Source organism: Saccharobesus litoralis (assembly GCF_003063625.1).
In the GTDB taxonomy this organism is placed as follows: domain Bacteria; phylum Pseudomonadota; class Gammaproteobacteria; order Enterobacterales; family Alteromonadaceae; genus Saccharobesus; species Saccharobesus litoralis.
Window position 1 is genome coordinate 20591 of the sequence record NZ_CP026604.1, and the last position, 18900, is coordinate 39490.

The window sequence follows — 18900 nt, forward strand, 5'->3', positions numbered from 1 at the left end:
GCACGGCCATAACTAGAACTTCGACACAAAAGTTATGGTATGTTGAGCTCGTTTTTCTTAGCAATCTAAGTAAAAACGAGTGCGAGATGATAGAACCGCTCCATTGTGGGCCGAATTTATTTCGGCTAACACAAGGTTTGTTGATGTAAAATCGACCCTACAACTTAGCAAATGGTTATCAATTCAATCGTTTAAAACTTTTGAGTTAAGGTACTAGTTTGGTTTTTACAACTTAAAAGTCACGTATTTCCACTGTATTGCTATTAAAATCAAATTTATTGATTTTACCGCATTGAGCAAAGTGGTTGTTTGACTGATAAGGCGTATTGGCTTGGGTGATGTTATTTTCCCAACCTTGGCCGTTTTTAACAAAGGCTTTTAATTCAAACCAATTATTAAAGGCTTTATTGCAATCCATTTCCACATCTAACATCCAGTAATGCTGACCCCAAATATTAAGAGGCTCTGTTCCATAACCGTCTACAGCGACAGTGCGCTCAGCACCCCAACCTGCAGGCCATACATTGGTCGTCCAATCCAAGGCTGTACCCTCAGCAGTGGCACTTTGCTGACTTTCTGCGCCGTACCAATCTAAGTAGTTATCGTTGGCTTTCCATGGCGCAGTTGTGGCATTGCGTAAGTTTAAGTGACGAATAGGCATCGCACATTCAAAGTTATTGGTGCCGCAGTTACGACCTAAATTGGCGTTAGCAAAATCGTGATCTAAACCACCACGAATAAACATATCTTGACCGCTAGCCGTTTGGGCTTGCACAAAAATCACAGTGCGTTGCCAGTTATCACAGTTAGATTGACATTGAATAGGATCGATCTTGGCATCCTGATGAATGGCAATTGCATCCCAAGGGGCAATATCTAAATTCACTGTGCCATTACTATTTACCGTAATGGTTTCGCCGCTACAGCTTTGACCATCGGCGCTTAACTCACCTTTAAGCACGTTACAATAAACACCTTCTGCCATGTCGGTTTGCAGCGTGTTGTTTAAGTTAAAGTCTTCTTTGTTGATGGCAACAAAACCAGAGCTACTGCGACCAAACGCAATTTGGTTATTGCCATTATCCCACCAGTTAGTCACTTGCCAGTTATCGGCAGTGTGATTTCTAAACTGCATAGCGCCACTGATATAACTCCATCTGTGTTCACACTTCCAGTTGCTACCAAAACACTCTAAGTTGCCATTGTTGTGTACCGGCACACCTGGACCACCAGCGTCAGTATCATGATGGAAGTCATAGCTCGACATGACTTTAGGATAACCATACGGGTAAGCCAGCATAAATACGTTAGCTAAATCATATAAGCGCCCATCTTGGAAAGTAATCACATTACCAGCACCGCCGTGCCCACGCTGGTTATCGTGGTTATCAACAAATACCACGGCAGAGCTGCTTGGCATAAAGCCCCAGCCTTCGCCAAAGTTGCTTAACCAAGCCAATGAACCATTTCGGAAGGTATTACCTAATTGTGTACTGTACTTAAACTCGGTAACTAAACCTGTGCCAGTATATTCGCCTGAGGTTACGGCTTCGCTACCTTGGTCTATCACTTCTTGGAAGATCAGCGGAGTGCCATTAACTTTGGCTAAAACGCCTTGAATATCACTGACAGACATGTGTTTAGATGCATCAAAACGAAAACCTGCAACGCCTATATTGGTTAAGTCATTTAAATAATCAGCTAAGGTTTGTTGCACATAATTAGAGCTGGTATTTAAGTCTGGCAAGCCAACAAGTTCACAGTTTTGTACTCGCCAGCGGTTGCTGCCGTAATCTTCAGGATTGATAGTGCAACTGTCGTGAAAGTCCCACGGTGAATAATCAGGGAAGTTTTTACCCCCGTAAGGGCTACCGGCTGTTCCTGTACCACTGCCAGCCGCCATATGGTTAATTACCGCATCAACGTAAATATCGACACCGACTGCTTTACAGCGATTAACCATGTCAATAAATTGAGCGCGGTTACCACCACGGCTGATCAACTGGTAACTTACCGGTTGATAGCGTGTCCACCATTGCGAACCTTGTATATGTTCGTTAGGTGGTGACACTTGAACGGCAGCATAGCCTTTTGGTCCAAGGTGCTGTTCACATTCAGTTGCGACATCCTGCCAGTTCCATTCAAATAAATGAACAAAAGTGGTTGGTTGAGAAGCGGCGTGTGTGTGTGCTGACAATGCCATTCCCAAACCCATTGCAATAAGGGGTTTTGTGAATTTCATGAGATTAACTCCTGTTAAATTCGTTTTTTTAATAGTTTTAAAATAATTGTTGTTACAAGTTTGTTATCGCACGATGTGTGTTTCGTGCTGGATAAATAATGAACGAATTAGGGGTTTATTCCATTGAATACGTATTCGCAAAACAGACTTTGCAAGGTAATTATTAACAGGTTAAGGTTATCGGTTTTTGTGATTTATTGCTGATTGAAATTGGTGGTTTAGTGAATAAAATAGATGGTTTTTTGTGAGGGGTGTTACGAGTTGTTGCAATTGTGAAATTAAACTGGGTGAATTGGCATTAACTAAGATTAATGCGCTAGCAGATTAACTGGATGGCGTGGTTTAGACACAAAGTGGTAAGAGTGGCGTAAGCCGTCCTTTGGGTAAAATCGTCAATACAATTTGGTCTAGAAAATGGCGGCTTACGTGTTGATGAAGCTTTTTACTTTAGTTTCATCTATCTACTAACTTTACCAATGCTCAAATATTCCAGTCATGATTTGGCGTAATCGATGCGCGTTAACGCCGGTATGAAAACATTTTATCGATGGTTTTTCGACGAGTTCAGTATAACCAACCAAAATAACCGCTAATAAATTATACAACGCAGCATCTTGCATTTTTATTAGGTCAATCTTGTTTAAAAAATGATACTCGTCACGCAAAATATCCCAAGTCAATGTGCGCCAACCTTGGTTATCTGCGGTAGGGACTTCAAAACAGGTTAAATTAACCAAATTATTGATCATATTTCGTTTTTTAGCGGGCAATGCACCTTCATTAAGCGCTTGGTTTTGATATTGAGGATTATGGGTATCAGTCGCGACAAATGATGTAATCTTCGCATCCTCATCACCAACTAATTTAGGGTCGTAAACGCAATTTTCTAACACTTGGTGTAGTGATAAGTCTTCCTTACAAAATACAAAGCCTCTTGAAAACGTAATTGCACTTAATGATTTTAAGACGCCAAATGATGATGGGCCATTGATAGCGTGACTACCATAATTGGCACTCAGGTAGGTTGCGACAGCACTGTTAGTAAACGGATAAGAATAAAGCACGTGCTTCCAGTTGTTATTTCTTTGCCCATCAAGCGCAGTTTGCAACTTTTGGAGCTCGTCACAAGTCGCTATTCTATTTCCTTTAGCACCCCACTCCCCCTGACTTAAGTGATGAACTCTATCATCGACCATCCAGCAACTAACACCTAAAGCTTGCTGAATTTTCATGCAGGCAAAACGCCCCCAACCAATGCCAGCACCGGGATAACCCACTATTTGAGGTCTTGGGTTTAATGTTGCAACCGCTTCTGTATACGCAGCCCGTTCATCTTCGCATACGGCCATAATAACGTTGGCACCGTCATTAATTAGGTCAACCCACCAAATATTATTGCCGCCGTATTGAGTGGTGCCATTGTATGCATTAATAAACCATTGCTGATTTTTTCCACCAGTTGGGATCAAAATAACAGGTTCGTTATCATCTATATTGATATCATCCAATCCCTCTAACCAAGTATTGATCCCACCGTAAGCATTGGTAATAGCGGTGATCTTGGCGTTAATACATGTATCAAAAATCTCAATATGCTCGGCAAGCTGATCTAAATCAGTGATATCGGCAGCAACAGGTTCAACGGTCACATCAGGGTATTTTCTGTTTCCTGAAAAGTAGTCACCCCAGTTGTTAAGACCAGCAATTCTTAAATTTGGCATAGTCGTATCCCTTTTTAAATTTAACTCTATGCTAGCTTGGCCATTGTTCAGTGAACTTGGGGAAAACGAGGAATTGTGTTGGTTAGACTATGAAAAAATGTAAGGTGTATTTTGGGAAAGCTTGGTTAGATATGGTTTATAGGGCAAGGTTTGGCAAATGGCGGCTTACGCTCATGCTTCGCTAAACCGCCCTACTAGTTAATTTTATTTAATTCGACCAGCATAGTTTCTGCGATCTCGTCATCTGCTAAATATATTATTGCTTCTACAAATTCGCGAGGCGCTTTTGTTTTCTCGACTTGATAAGCAAACTGTCTAAGTGACTGCTTACGTAGGTAAGGATCCATTTCCAATATAGGAATTAGCGTTTTTCTAACCGATTCATCTTCTTGGGCGATACGCATCACATAGATGAACTCTTCGTTTAGATGTTCTCGAAATTTGAATAAACGAGCTAGAAATTTGAACATAAAACCTCACGAAGACATATAAGTGTATTGAGCGTAGACACGCTAATTATTCCACCTATGCATTTAAACTACCTTGTAATAAATTGCAGTAAGATTATGTTATTTAAGAAATTTCCTCAATAAGCTAACTCTTTTGTGAAAGCTTGGTTAGGTATGGTTAATAAATTGAACCATTTTTAATCCAGCGCTCTTTGAGCTCAGGCAATAAGGCATGAAAGTTGTGAGAAGATTCTGATTTGCGTGTATTGGGGTCATTATAATATTGATAAAAATGCTGCTTTATAAACTCAAATTCACCGGCCGCTGCAGCCAACCCACATAATGCAAGCCCAGTCTTATCTGAAAATTTAAAAGGTTGTTTGGCTGCTGTTGCAAAAATAGTCTTTTCGCTGGTTAAATCCCAATTATCAGCAAAATATTTTTCCGCTGTAGTAATCCATCTTCGCATCTCTTTTTTAGTTAACTCGTCATATTCGGGCGTTTGATCATAAGCAAACAAGTTATTTTCAATCAACGCCATCTCATTTATATCCCTTGGTGACCTGATAAACGTAAAATCTCGCTTAGATTCAAATATTTTGTTTAAAACCGTTTTCTCTAGTGGCGTTATGCTAATGCAAACGCGGATCACATATTTTGTCCCTTGCGGCCAGAAACTAAAACTAGGTCTAACTTTTATAGTCAGCCATTTATTTCTCTTATTAACAAAATGCCGTGATACAAATTTCCAATCAGATAGCTCTTCTGCTACTTCCTTGCACTTTGCTAAAACATAATTTTTATTTGCCATAGAGCCAACCTTTTAAATTTATAAGCCACTGACAATATTAGCCTCTTGAGGATCCGAGAGCGCCTTAAAATCTGCTTGGACTAATATTGAGCCTAATAGTGTGGCTTTACCTTCAATGATGGCATTGTAATTGATAGTTTGTTCGGCTTACAGCTCTAACTAATTCTCAACTAATCCTCCGGCTTACGCGCCAACGGCGCTAAACCGGTCTACTGTTACCAACAATGCAAAAGTATAAACCTACGAAGCTAAGGCACATTCTTGTTCCACGGTTAACTGCTTTAATATGCCAACTGCTTTAAGCATTAAGCTTTCATCAATATGGTTCACTTCAACGCCTTGGCCTATATCGTCAAGCAAGGTGATACAGAGTTTGCCGCCGAGGTGTTCTCTGAATTCATTTAATGCTTGCTTAATATCTAATAATTGCAAAGCTTGTGGTTGCAGATCAAAGCCCAACTCAATCAGTAAGTTGAGGATTTGCTCAAGCTGATATTGGCTAATATTGCCGATTAATTGCGAGTAGATGCTGTCCATAGCAATACCAATGGCGACAGCTTCGCCGTGCCTTAACTCATGCTTGGACAGCTCTTCGAGTTTATGTGCTGCCCAATGGCCAAAATCGAGTGGTCGGGCGGAGCCAAACTCAAACGCATCACCACTGGTGGCGATATGGTTTAAGTGCCAAGCAGCGCCTTTAATTATCATGTTTTCCATGGCTTTAGCTTCAAACTTGGCTAATGCTTGGCTGTCGGCACATAATTGGCTAAAGAAGGCTTTATCTTTAATCAGTGCAACTTTAATGGCTTCGGCAATGCCGGCGCGTTTATCCCTTTCACATAAGCTAATTAGCAGATTAAAGTCGTTGATCACGCCATGCGGTGGGGTAAAGGTACCAATATAGTTTTTACGCTGATGGTAATTAACTGCGGTTTTAACTCCAACGCCAGCATCGTTTTGCCCTAGTACTGTGCTTGGCATACGAATTAAGCGAATGCCACGATGTGCGGTGGCGGCGGCAAAGCCAATGGCATCAATCACCGCACCACCGCCAATAGCGAGTATGTATGAATGCCTGTCTATCGCATGCTGTTCAACCGCTTGGTAAACCTGATCGATAATCTCTGGATCTTGCTTGCAAGCTTCGCCACCGACCACAGATAGGGTTGGCAACATTTGTATTTTGTGATGCTGGCAATAGCGTTCTAGGCGGTTTATCAGTAATGGATGGTGTTTTTCTACGGCTTGGTCAATAACGGTTAGCAATTTAGTGGTTGGCTGAATAGGGCAGAGCATGTCGATTAAGCTGTTATTGGATAAGCTAAATGTATTGCGGGTAAACACTACGTCGTATTGAAAGTTAACCGCAAAGCTTTGACGTATTTGTTGAACGCTTCTTGTATTAGCGCTTGTTTTAGTACTTGTATCAGCGCTTGCACTTGCCTCGATTAAATTTTCCATAACCCCTTACCTCATTTGTTTTTATAAACGTGAATCTTTTTTACAAGTTAGGTGTACGAGTTAGGTTTACAAGTTGGGTAAAGCGCCAGTACATTTTAGTTTGCGACTTTAACCCACTACTTAACTCGTTTGTTTCTTTTTTGTTACTTTTTTTGCTTTACTAGGTCTTACTTGGGCGATAGGGATCTGGAATTAGAGTTCAATTCCAAGCGTATCATTACGGATTATTTTTCCGCTGTCATAACAAAAGTTTATGAATACGTATGTACTTATATGCATTACTTGATGATGAATGCACTAATAACCAATAAAAACAATGGGTTATGATTTCATGAAAACACTATTTCTTGACGGAAACATCAAAAAACATGCCATAAATCGCATATGGTAATTTTTAAAAGACAATAAGTGGATTTAATTTAACAAACCGTTAGAGCAACAAATTAGGGCTTTTGCTTTGTTCTAGGTAATTGATTTTATTGGCTTTAATAGGGTTGGTGGATTGTATTTATAAAAGGTTTTTAATATTGAAAATCAGCGCTTAAAAAGCCGATAAAAATTATTTTTACGAGGTGTTTTTTATCTTAATTTGTAATTTTATCAGCGTGCTCGCTCGTTTAGTGAACAATTTTTGTTGTGGTAATGTTAATTGGCGATAGGAAAACAATCATGCAATTTGTGCTTGCTGTAACGCCTAACAATGCTCTTTTGGCCACCCACAACAAGCTCAACATTGACAGCCAATAAACAATAAAAATATTACGAATAAGGTGAAGGAAATGCATTACAAAACGATGCGCCGGCGTGACTCACGTCCGGTGTTGTACTGCTTACTTTTGTTGTCGGTCCTAAGTTGTATGCCCTCCGACGAGGCAAACGCGGCAGTTAATCCCACAGCAATATGTTTTGATAACCCGAATAACTTTAATACCCCCACGGTTCATCTTTGGAACAGTAACCCCGCCAACGGTATAACCAATACCAATTGGCCCGGCCATAACATGGCAGCCGAAGGCAATTTCTACTGTTACGATCCCGCCACTAACGTCACCAGCGTTAACCTAATATTTAGCGATAGCGGTCAAAACCAAACGGCCGATATGCAAATGGTTAGCCCTGCCAACTGCTGGCAAAATGGTCAGTGGCGAAGCTTAGATGATTGCGGCTTGTTAAACACCACCCAACCGCAAGTTAGCGCGACGTCTATTTGTTACGATAATGCTAACCAATACAATAACCCAACCATTTACATGTGGAACGGTGAGCCCAATGGCGCGCAAGCCGACTTTAATTGGCCGGGTCAAGCCATGACAGCCAATGGCTATTACTACTGTTTTGATCCGGGTGTCAGCCTTACCTCAAGCAGTGTTATTTTTAACGATAATGGCAATGGCCAAACGGGCGATCTAACTTACACCGCCAACAATGCTTGTTACAGCAATGGCGCTTGGACGAGTTTAGCCGCATGTGGTTTTGAGGTTATTGCCGGACAAAACCAAGCGCCAGTCGCCAATGCAGGAGCTGACCAAGTCGTCACCGCCGGGCAACTCGTGCAGTTTGATGGCAGTGGTTCAAGTGATGCCGATGGCTCTATTAGCCAATATGATTGGAGTAATGGCTTATCTGGTGTCACCCCAAGCTTGGTTTATGATACCGCGGGCACTTATACGATCACCTTAACCGTAGTGGATGATCAGCAAGCCAGCAGTCAAGACAGCATGACGCTGACTGTGCAACCGGCTCCAACGTACAATTATCCAGCCGGTAAAGCGATTTTTTATATCAACGACAACGCTTGGAACACACCAACCGCGTATATCTGGAATGTGCAACCGCAAGGCGTAATGGCAAATAGCCAATGGCCGGGTGAAGGCATGACGGACTTTGGTGGTTTTAATGCTTGGTATGTTGATATTGCTAATGACGCGACCAGCGGCAGTGTGATTTTTAGCAATAGCGGTGCTGGGCAATCGGCCGACCTGACCTTTAGTGGCGACTTATTGTGTTACAACAATGGCGTGTGGATGACCTTAACCGATTGTGGAATACCGCAAGCCTCGGTCGCTGATGCTGGTGGTGATCGCACGGTTAATGTTAATACGCAAATTGCCTTAACTGCGGCTGCATCAAACGGTGCTACAGATAATGCAACTTGGCAAAGTGCGGCATGGTCTGGCACGTTACAAGGTGCAAGTGTGGTCACACCCGAACTAACGGCAACAGGCACATACACGGTAACCCTGACCTTAGAAAATGGCAGTCAGGATAGCTTTACCTTAACCGTGGTCGCTGCCAGCCAAGCGTTACCAGAGCGTCCGCAATTAGCTGCGCCGTTAAACTTCCCATTATCTGGCAGTGTGTCATCGGGTAACTATGTTTATGAGTCGGCATTTCCGGCCTTAGATAACAGCTTTTCATCACCTGTAATGGTGACCAACGATGGCATAAACGACCTGATTTACGTGGTTGATAAAGCCGGTAAGTTGTTGGTTTTTCCAAATCGACAAGACGTGACATTGGCTGAGGTTAATACCCTGTTGGATATCAGCAGTGAAGTGCGTGATTATCATGAGCAAGGTATGTTGTCGGTTGCGTTCCACCCTGATTTTGCGACCAATCGTTTTGCCTATATCTACTACATTGAAGGTGATAACGACAACGAGAGCGATAACGGCGTATTTGGCGATGGTGTGTTAGAGCGCATTACCTTAAACGATGCGACAAACCCGACATTAGCTGGAGCACGTGTCGAGATTTTACGTATTCCGCAACCTGGGCCAGATCACAAAGGCAGTATGATGCAGTTCCATCCAGCGACGGGTGAGTTCTATATGAGTATTGGTGACGGCGCTTACGGTGATACCGCAATTGAGCCTACGCAACCGGATCCGCGTACCAATAATAGCTCGCAAGAAACCAGCAATTTACGCGGAAGTTTTATTCGCCTAATTATGCGCGAAACACCGAATACCCAAGGCTTGTACTACGATATTCCATCAGACAACCCGTTTGTTAATGACGCGAATGTGCGGGATGAAATTTGGTCGTATGGTCATCGTAACCCATGGCGTTTTAGCTTTGATACCGAAGCGCCTTACACCTTATGGGAAACCGAGATCGGCCAAGCCGGTTTTGAAGAAGTTAATATTATTACCCCGGGTGGCAACTATGGTTGGCCTATATGTGAAGGCTTAAATCATCGTGGCAATGATGGCGGTGATCCCAATAATACACGCAGTTGTAGTGGAGATTTAATTGCGCCGATTGGTGGCTATAGCCATAACACAGGTTCGGTATCTATTATCGGTGGCTTTGTTTACCGTGGTACGCAATTACCGGGCTTAAATGGCCGCTTTATTTACGGCGATTACGTGAGTAAGAAGATCTGGTCAGCAACCGAGGGTGATACCGACGTATTGGTGAGCGATGCCTTCCCAAGTAATATATCCTCGTTTGGCACCGATATGAGTGGTGAACAAGTATTTATCACTACGCATGGTGCTGAATACGGTGGTTTATCGACGATTTATCGCATGGTTGATAGCGACGTACAAGCGGCGGTGATCCCAGCTAAATTATCGGCAACGGGTTTATTTGCCGAGCTTAGCAGTCAAACAGCTGTGCATGGTGTGCTTGAATACGATGTAAATTCTGATGGTTGGTTTGATGGTTTAAAAGCCCGTCATTTCGTGGCTATTCCTAACGCCAGTCAAATTGAATTTAATGCCGATGATGTTTGGAATTTACCTGTTGGCAGTGTGTTGGTTAAGCATTTAGATTTACCGACCAGTGCCAGCCAGTCACGTCCGTATGAAACCTCAGTTTTGTTTAAGCAAGATTCAGGTAATTGGGCGGCGGCTAACTACAAATGGAACGTGCAAGGTACGGATGCTGATTTAATTACCCAAGCCAGTGATGAGGTGGTGAGTCAGTTCTACAACGGTGCGGTTAGTAATATTCAACGTCGTATTCGTTCAGGTGCCGAGTGTACTTCTTGTCACTTAGGTACGGGTAGTAAAGAGCCGTTATCAATAGCTACTGATCAGCTTAATGGTGATTTTAATTACCAAGGTTTAGTGGCAAACCAGCTTGATGTATTTAATCAAATTGGCTTGTTTAGCAGCAATATTGCCGCGGCTAATAGCTTAGCCGCAATGCCAGATCCTGAAGATAACAGCGCCGATTTAAATCAACGGGCGCGTGCTTATCTCGATACTAACTGTGCGCATTGTCACGACGGCAGTTTGATGGACTTCAACTACACCACCCCAGTCAATCAAATGGATATTATGAATATTCAACGCTCTGGTGTGTATCGTATGTTGCCTTTCGATCATAGCGTTAGCTTAGTGCATACCTATCAAACCGATGATGCTAACCGTATGCCGAAAGGTACTGTGTTAACTAACCCATTAGCCGATCAACTGATTGCCGATTGGATCAATGGCCAAAACGCCACGCAAACCGGTATGCAAGTTAGCATTGAACAAACCACGATTGTGCCGAACCAACAAGTTAACCTTTCGACGGTGGCAATCTATGATAATGGTTTTGAATCAATCCCCAGTGGCAGCGTAACTTGGACATCAAGCGATACCAGTGTACTTGATATTACAGGCACTAGCGCTTCAGTCACCACAACCGCAGGCATTGCTGGTACCACCACCATTTGGGCCAGTGTTAATGGTCAAGTGGGCAGTATTGATGTCACTGTAGTTGGAGCACCAACCCAGCCAAGTCAATTTAATGCGACAGGTATTTCTTCTTCTGAAATTACCCTAACTTGGATTGATAATGCCGTTGATGAGCAAAGCTATAGTTTACGTCGTGCCACTAGTGCGAACGGCCCTTTTAGTCCACTAGTCACCTTAAGTGCCAATAGCGATACTTTTACCGATTCAGGTTTAGACAGTAACACTAGCTATTACTATGAGTTAGTCGCTGTCGGTACTAACGCCAATGCGGTGGCGGTGTTAGCTAACGCGACTACACAAGATACAGGACCGATTGATAGCCTAAGTATTGTTAGCCAAATTCAACCGACATTGATCGCTAATCAAACTCAGCAGTTAGTTGCGGTTGGTGTTGCAAGCGGTGCAGAGCAAGGTGTAACCCTAGGTGCCGGTTGGTCTAGCAGTAACGACAATGTGGTTAGTGTTAGTTCAACGGGCTTACTCACTGCGGGTAACACAGCAGGCGATGCAGTAATCACAGCTAGCTATCAAGGAATTACGGCTAACGTTACAGTTAGCAATTTGGGTGCTGGGCAATACGTTTACTTTAACGCGCCGAGTACTTGGAATAATCCAACCGCTTATATTTGGTCGGATAACAACGGTGATCTTGCTATCCACAGTGCGGCATGGCCGGGTTCTGCCATTACCATGACAGCAAACGAATATGGCGGTAGTTGGTTACGTGTAGCGTTACAAGCCGATTGGGCAAACGGTAATGGCGATATCAACATTATCTTTAATGATAACGGCGCAAATCAAACCGCTGATTTAACCACTAATATTAACGCGCCAGCTTGGTACGATAACCAATGGTTAGCACAAGCTCCACATGGCAATGGCGTGGAAAATGGTAGCCAAATACAGGTTGGCAACGGTGAAGTCACTTTACAAGGTAGCGAGAATTTATCGGGTAAATTATTCGCTCAAGGCACTGTGGTCGACATTATTGCCGAGCCAGCCGCAACAGGTTTAGAGTTTGTCGGTTGGGAAGGTTCTGGTGTAGCTTACCTAGTTGACCCAACTCAGGCTAACACGCAATTGGTGGTGGGCGATGCCTTATCGTATACCTTATTAGCGGTGTTTGATTCGGTAAGTGATCCATATGTTGTTGGTCGTCAATTTTATCAAGACCAAGGTTGTGCGGGTTGTCATGGCAGCCAAGGTGATAGCGGCACGTCATTACTCGATGTAGCAAACAAGTATGATTTAAGTGGCCTAGCGGCTTATATCGAAAGCAGTATGCCTATGGGCAATGCTGCGGCGTGTACAGGTGATTGTGCCACTGAAACTGCCAGTATGATTATGGCGGGTGCTTATTTACCACCGAGCAATACCTGTAACGCTAATGATTTGGGCGATTTAATTCCGCAAGATCGTAGCTATCGCTTGTTATCGACATTGGAATACAACAACTCGATCCGCGACCTATTAGGTTTGGTTAACGATGTGGATGTTACCAGCGGTCGTATTCCTGCCGATATTCCGGTCAACGGTTTTAAAACCAATGCCAATACGCTATTTACTAATGACTACGCCAAAGGCTATATCAACGCCGCGGAAGCTGCCGCCACCATGGTTAATAATATTTACAATTTAACCTCAGGTTGTAGCGACATTACATGCTTCCTAAATGACTTTGGTAAACGTGCGTTTAGACGGCCATTAACCGCAACTGAAATCACTGACTTAACCGCCGTATATAATGCGCACGGTGATGTCGGTGTGCTGTCAGCTATCTTGTCGTCACCTTCGATGTTGTATCGCTCTGAGGTTGGTGAATCAAATGGCGCTGGTTACTACGAGTTAACAGATTATGAAGTCGCGGCTATGTTGTCGTACACCTACTGGGCAACAACGCCGGATGCAAACTTAATGGCGAAAGCCGATGCGGGCGAGCTGAGTACGGCTAACCAAATAGCTACGACTGTCACCAGTATGTTGCAGGATGCCCGTGCCGAAAAGGCTTTTGAGCGTTTTATTACCGGTTGGTTGGATCTGGATAAAGACATAAAAACCGCTGCGTTAACCGATAGCCTGAAAGCCGATATGAAGCAAGAAACGGTTGAGTTTGTGCGTCGTACCGTATTTGGTGGCGGCACATATAATGAGCTACTAACCGCAGATCATAGTTATATGACTCAACAGTTAGCTTCGCACTATGGCTTGCAGTGGCCGGGCGGCAGCGACTGGCAGCGTGTCGATTATACGGCGGATAACGGCAACGGTGAACGTCGTGGTATTTTAGGTCATGCCGGTATCTTAGCCATTCAATCGGCTTCGGAAAAAACACACCCTGTAAAACGTGGCTTGTTTGTGCGCAGTAACTTGATGTGTCAGGAATTCCCACCACCGCCAATTGGTGCTGTGCTTAAACCACAGGAAGATCCGTCTTTAACTGTACGTGAGCGTTTCGAAAATGCCCATTTACAAGAAGGTTGTGAATCTTGTCACCAATATATTGATGGCATAGGGTTTGGCTTAGAAAACTACAATGCCTTGGGCTTATTCACCACCACAGAAATTACCGACGATGGCCAAGTTAAGCCGATTAACTCTGCCGGTTATATTGGTAGTTTGTTCTCGGCCGAGACATTCTTATCAGCCAATGAACCTGTGGTGCCATACCAAGGGTTGGACGAATTAGTGCAGCTTATCGCCGATAGCGCCCATGCCAAAGCCTGTTATGCAAGACAATGGTATCGCTATACACGCGGCCAAAAAGAAGGCTCGGAAGACAGCTGTACCGTGCAAGTGTTTGGCGATGTATTTAAGCAAGATCCGAATGCAACCATGCTCGACCTGATGGTGCAATTTACTCAAACCCAAAACTATACCTTGCGTAAATAATCGAGAGGATGCCGATATGAATTTTCTTAAAAACAAAATGCAGCGTCGTGACTTTCTGCGCACCATAGGTAAAGCGGGTTTGACCACAGCATTTGCTAGCCAGTTTGCTTTCTCGCCCAGCGTATTTGCTGCGGCGGGCGAAGCCAGACGTTTTGTCATGGTGTATTACCCAAATGGTTGTGTGCGCGACAAATGGCATTCGTACAATACAGGTGGCCTGTCGGCCGCCAGTTTGGACAACAGTCCTTTACAACCGTTGGCACCATACGTTGATCGGCTAACGCCGATCAAAAACCTGACTTTCGCCGGACACGGCGGCAGCTCGGGTCACCCAGAAGCTTGCGACGGTGTTTTCTCTGGCGGTGTTGAAGGGGCAGCATCATTTGATGTTGAATTGGGTACACAACTCGGTGGCAACTTAACTAATAACATTCATGTTGGTTGTTGGTCGAGTAAGGCCAAAGGCAGCGAATATATGCCGTTTGCGGACAAATCAGGCAATAAAATTGATGTGCCAGATAACCCGCAAATGATCTATGACAACTTGCTAGCTGACGTGGTAAATAGCGCCAATCAAACCGAAGTATCGCCTGAAGATCAACGCCGCAAACGAGTATTAGAATCTTTGCATGAAAACTTAGATTTACTGCAAGCGCAAACACTGAATGTTAAGCAGCAAGGCAAATTATTAACTCATGAAGAGTCGCTGAATTATTATCAAAACGTGTTAAACAATACTTTGGATATTGGCGATGGTAGCGGCTTTAGCCGCCCAACCATAGGCATGACGGATAATAACGAAGATGCTGAGCTGATCGCCCAAGCGCAAATGCGTAATATTGCGATGGCGTTTGAAGCTAATATCACCCGTACCGCTAGCTTCCAATTTATGGGCGCGCAAGATGAGTCGTTAATGATTAACTTCCCAAGTATTCGCCCTTATATGGGCGACTTTGGCAGTGGCAATAAGTTGAATTACAACGAAGTGCGTTCACACGTTAGCTCGCATAATGAGTCGGATTTATTTGATTCACAAACGCGCTGGTACAACATGATGGTCGCTTACTTGATGGAGCAACTTGCTGCGCGACCGGATACCGCTTACGGTGGTACTTTGCTTGATAACACCATGATATTGGTAATGTCTGAAGTTGGCGGCGGAAACCACCAGCAAGATAATCCGGGTATTTACCTAGCCGGTGGTGCCGGTGGCGCAATCAATACCGGTATTGGGATTGATGCCGGTAACGCAGGCACTTCCAACTTATACCTGTCGATTGCTAAAGCATTTGGTTTAGGCTGGAACAGCTATGGTAATAGTTTTGGCGATGTAAACGGGCTATTAGTTTAAACTTGGGGTTTAAGATTTAGGGTTTAAGATTTAGGGGTAATTTACGCAGAAGTCAATGTATATAGCGTTGCCGACAAGCCCTTTGGCTTTCGGCAATGCTTTTAAACATTATTCAACTTTAGTAATTTTAATTTCAGGTGCTTTGCCTTGCGCTTTGTCTTGAAATTGTGGCTGAACTCGTTGTTGTGGTGTTTGACCAAACGGATTGCGCGTATCTAACCCTTCTGGCAAATTACGTAAAACAATTGCTTTGTCTAATTGTTCTTCTGGGCAAACTAAATTGTCTAACTTGAGTTTGACGATATGGCCAGAGCCTTTAGCGTCATCTATTGCTTCATTTTGTTTATTAAGCATTAACTCGGCGGTACATAGCTGATTACCACTTGGCGTCATCAGTTCTAAGCTATCGCCCAGAACAAATTTGTTTTTGACCTCAATCGTTGCTAGCTTAGTTTGATTATCATAGCTAACAATGTTGCCAACCATTTGTTGCAAAGTACTAACTGAATTACCCGTTTGATAGTTTTGATAACTGTCGTGAGTATGGCGGCGTAAAAAGCCTTCGGTATAGCCTCGGTTACTCAGTTTATCTAACTCAGTCAGTAATTGCGGATCAAAATCTTTTTGAGCCATAGCATCGTCGATAGCTCGGCGATAGGTTTGGGCTGTCCGTGCTACGTAATAAAAAGATTTGGTTCGACCTTCTATTTTCAATGAATCTACGCCAATTTCGACTAGCTTGTTTACATGCTCTATCGCGCGTAAGTCTTTTGAGTTCATGATGTAAGTGCCGTGCTCATCTTCAAATGCCGGCATGTATTGACCTGGTTTTTCTTTTTCTTCAAGCAAATACACCTTGTCTGTTGTCTCACCTAAGCCTAAAGTCGGCGTGTTTTGTTGATGAACAATATTACCGGCATCATCTTCAGTGGCTTCGTTAGCACTATATGACCAGCGACAAGCATTGGTGCAAGCGCCTTGATTAGGATCGCGCTTATTCATATAGCCAGACAATAAACAACGGCCAGAGTAGGCCATACATAAAGCACCATGGACAAACACTTCTAATTCTATATCTGGGCAATGTTGACGAATTTCGGCGATTTCTTTAATGGATAGTTCACGCGATAAAATAACCCGTTTGATGCCTTGTTGTTGCCAAAATTTAACGGTAGCGTAATTAACCGCATTGGCTTGAACCGATAGGTGGATGACTTGCTCAGGGTGATTTTCTCTGACCATCATAATCAAACCGGGATCTGACATGATCAGAGCGTCCGGTTTTAAATCAATGACTGGCTTTATGTCGTGTAAAAAGCTTTTCACCTTGCTGTTGTGCGGTGCAATATTATTAACAATGTAAAACTGCTTACCTAAAGCGTGCGCTTCACTGATCCCCGTTGCTAATTTTTCCAAATTAAATTCGTTATTGCGTACACGCAGGCTATAGCGAGGTTGACCCGCGTAAACAGCGTCTGCTCCATAAGAAAATGCATAACGCATGTTCTTTAAGCTACCAGCAGGTAATAGAAGTTCAGTTTTCATGTTGAGTAATAAGAAGCGGAATAAAACGCGCGACTATAGCGAATTAGTCAAAGTGAAATCTTGATCTAGCGCAGAGAATGGCAGTTGCCATTACGTTTATCTAAAACTAAGTTAGGAAGGTGAGGGCGTTGTGCTAAGAATGTATTTTTTCTAAATGACTAAATTTTAGTCAAAAAAAAGCCCGACTCAAAGAATCGGGCAACAAATGTCTCATAGACACTCAAGCACTAAATAAGGTACTCAAAACAACAATTTCAAAGGGGACTTGGCTTAACCAAATCATGAAACCCATTATATTGATGTTTTGTAATTTTGCAACACTTTTAAACCAAAAAAAGGCAATGAAGTGTATTTTTACCGTAAATTAACTCATTTTAACAAGTTTATTACATAAAATTACGTAATTTTATTACAAAATAACAAAAGAAACGTTCTGTTACATAAATATTGCAAACAGTGAAGTTTGTCCTTCTTGCTTAACGTTACCTAACTGCATAGACTATGCGCCTAATTTTTTGTAGGTCTATTTTTGCCATGCTTGTTTCTGATTTTCACTTCGATTTACCTGACGAATTAATTGCTCGTTATCCCGCGCCTAATCGCACTGATTCAAGGTTATTAACGCTTGATGGCAATTCAGGAGAGATCCAGCATAAGCAGTTTGTTGATATGTTGGATTTAGTCAGTGAAAAAGACTTACTTATTTTTAATAACACTAAAGTTATTCCGGCTCGCTTACTTGGGCAGAAGATCACGGGTGGCAAAATTGAAGTTTTGGTTGAACGCGTTTTAGACGAACATAATTTATTGGCTCACGTGCGTGCTAATAAAGCATTAAAACCTGGTAACCAAGTGGTGCTGGAAGGGGTTATTCAAGCTGAAATGATGGGACGAGAAGGTGACTTGTTCCAACTTAAGATCTTAAATGAAGAAAATGTTTTTGATCTGCTTGAGCAACATGGTCATATGCCATTACCACCTTACATTGATCGCGCTGACGAAAATGAAGATAAAAACCGTTACCAAACGGTTTATGGCACCGAGAAAGGTGCGGTTGCTGCGCCAACAGCTGGCCTGCATTTTGACGAAAGTTTACTCGCTAAATTGAAAGACAAAGGTGTGCGTTGCGAGTTTGTTACTTTGCATGTTGGTGCGGGTACGTTTCAGTCTATCCGCGTTGATAATGTGAAAGAGCATACCATGCACTCTGAATATGCCATTGTGCCACAAAATGTGGTTGACGCGATTAAACAAACCAAAGCGAATGGTGGCCGTGTTATTGCAGTGGGTACAACTTCGGTACGCAGTTTAGAAAGTGCGGCGCAAGCGGCAGGTGATGAATTGATCTCGACTTTCCAAGATGACACGCAAATTTTTATTTACCCTGGTTACCAATTCAAAGTAGTAGACGCCATGTTTACTAACTTCCACTTACCTGAGTCGACCTTGATAATGCTAGTGTCGGCATTTGCTGGTAAAGAGAATATTCTTAAAGCTTACAATCAAGCTATTGCTGAAAAATATCGTTTTTTTAGTTATGGCGATTCCATGTTTTTACAGCGCCAGACCGAAAAATAGATTTAAGCCAACGTAGGTTGGTGCTGAGCTTGCGAAGCCCAACATAAGCTGCAGTTTTGTTGGGCTTCATTCTTCAGCTCAACCTACTAGAAATCGTTAACTTAACGGCATTGGCATTTATGCTTGTAGAGCTTGCAAAGCAAAAAAGCAAAAAATGGT

At 43.0% G+C, this 18900-nt stretch carries 9 protein-coding genes; 3 read left to right on the forward strand and 6 right to left on the reverse strand.

The features are described 5' to 3' along the window. Window positions 1-232: 232 nt before the first annotated feature. From C2869_RS00110 to C2869_RS00130, 5 genes are all read right to left on the reverse strand, one after another. Window positions 233-2242: an alpha-amylase gene (locus tag C2869_RS00110; protein WP_108601018.1), complete on the reverse strand. Its 2010-nt coding sequence runs from the start codon at window positions 2240-2242 to the stop codon at window positions 233-235. Window positions 2243-2712: 470 nt separating this feature from the next. After that, entirely contained in the window at window positions 2713-3963 is a 1251-nt protein-coding gene (locus C2869_RS00115) for a hypothetical protein (RefSeq protein ID WP_108601019.1), read from the reverse strand. A gap of 194 nt (window positions 3964-4157) precedes the next feature. Continuing rightward, window positions 4158-4433, reverse strand: coding sequence for a hypothetical protein (locus C2869_RS00120; RefSeq protein WP_108601020.1), 276 nt, complete (start codon window positions 4431-4433; stop codon window positions 4158-4160). 157 nt (window positions 4434-4590) lie between these two features. Beyond that, on the reverse strand, window positions 4591-5223 hold the full coding sequence (locus C2869_RS22415) for a hypothetical protein (RefSeq protein WP_159083950.1): 633 nt from the start codon (window positions 5221-5223) through the stop codon (window positions 4591-4593). A 240-nt stretch (window positions 5224-5463) separates the two neighbouring features. Then, window positions 5464-6684 (reverse strand): 3-dehydroquinate synthase, encoded by a 1221-nt coding sequence (locus tag C2869_RS00130; protein WP_108601022.1) that lies wholly within the window; start codon window positions 6682-6684, stop codon window positions 5464-5466. An 857-nt stretch (window positions 6685-7541) separates the two neighbouring features. Here C2869_RS00130 and C2869_RS00135 point away from each other — a divergent pair. Then, window positions 7542-14267, forward strand: coding sequence for a starch-binding protein (locus C2869_RS00135; RefSeq protein WP_228710725.1), 6726 nt, complete (start codon window positions 7542-7544; stop codon window positions 14265-14267). A 16-nt stretch (window positions 14268-14283) separates the two neighbouring features. Beyond that, the gene (locus C2869_RS00140; protein WP_108601023.1) at window positions 14284-15618 is read left to right on the forward strand and encodes a DUF1552 domain-containing protein; all 1335 of its coding nucleotides are present in this window, start codon (window positions 14284-14286) and stop codon (window positions 15616-15618) included. Window positions 15619-15726: 108 nt separating this feature from the next. Here the strand turns inward: C2869_RS00140 and trhP are convergent, their stop codons facing one another. Continuing rightward, complete coding sequence (gene trhP / locus C2869_RS00145) at window positions 15727-17163, reverse strand: prephenate-dependent tRNA uridine(34) hydroxylase TrhP (RefSeq protein WP_108601024.1); 1437 nt, start codon at window positions 17161-17163, stop codon at window positions 15727-15729. 534 nt (window positions 17164-17697) lie between these two features. Here trhP and queA point away from each other — a divergent pair. Then, entirely contained in the window at window positions 17698-18741 is a 1044-nt protein-coding gene (gene queA, locus C2869_RS00150) for a tRNA preQ1(34) S-adenosylmethionine ribosyltransferase-isomerase QueA (protein WP_108601025.1), read from the forward strand. Window positions 18742-18900: the final 159 nt, after the last annotated feature.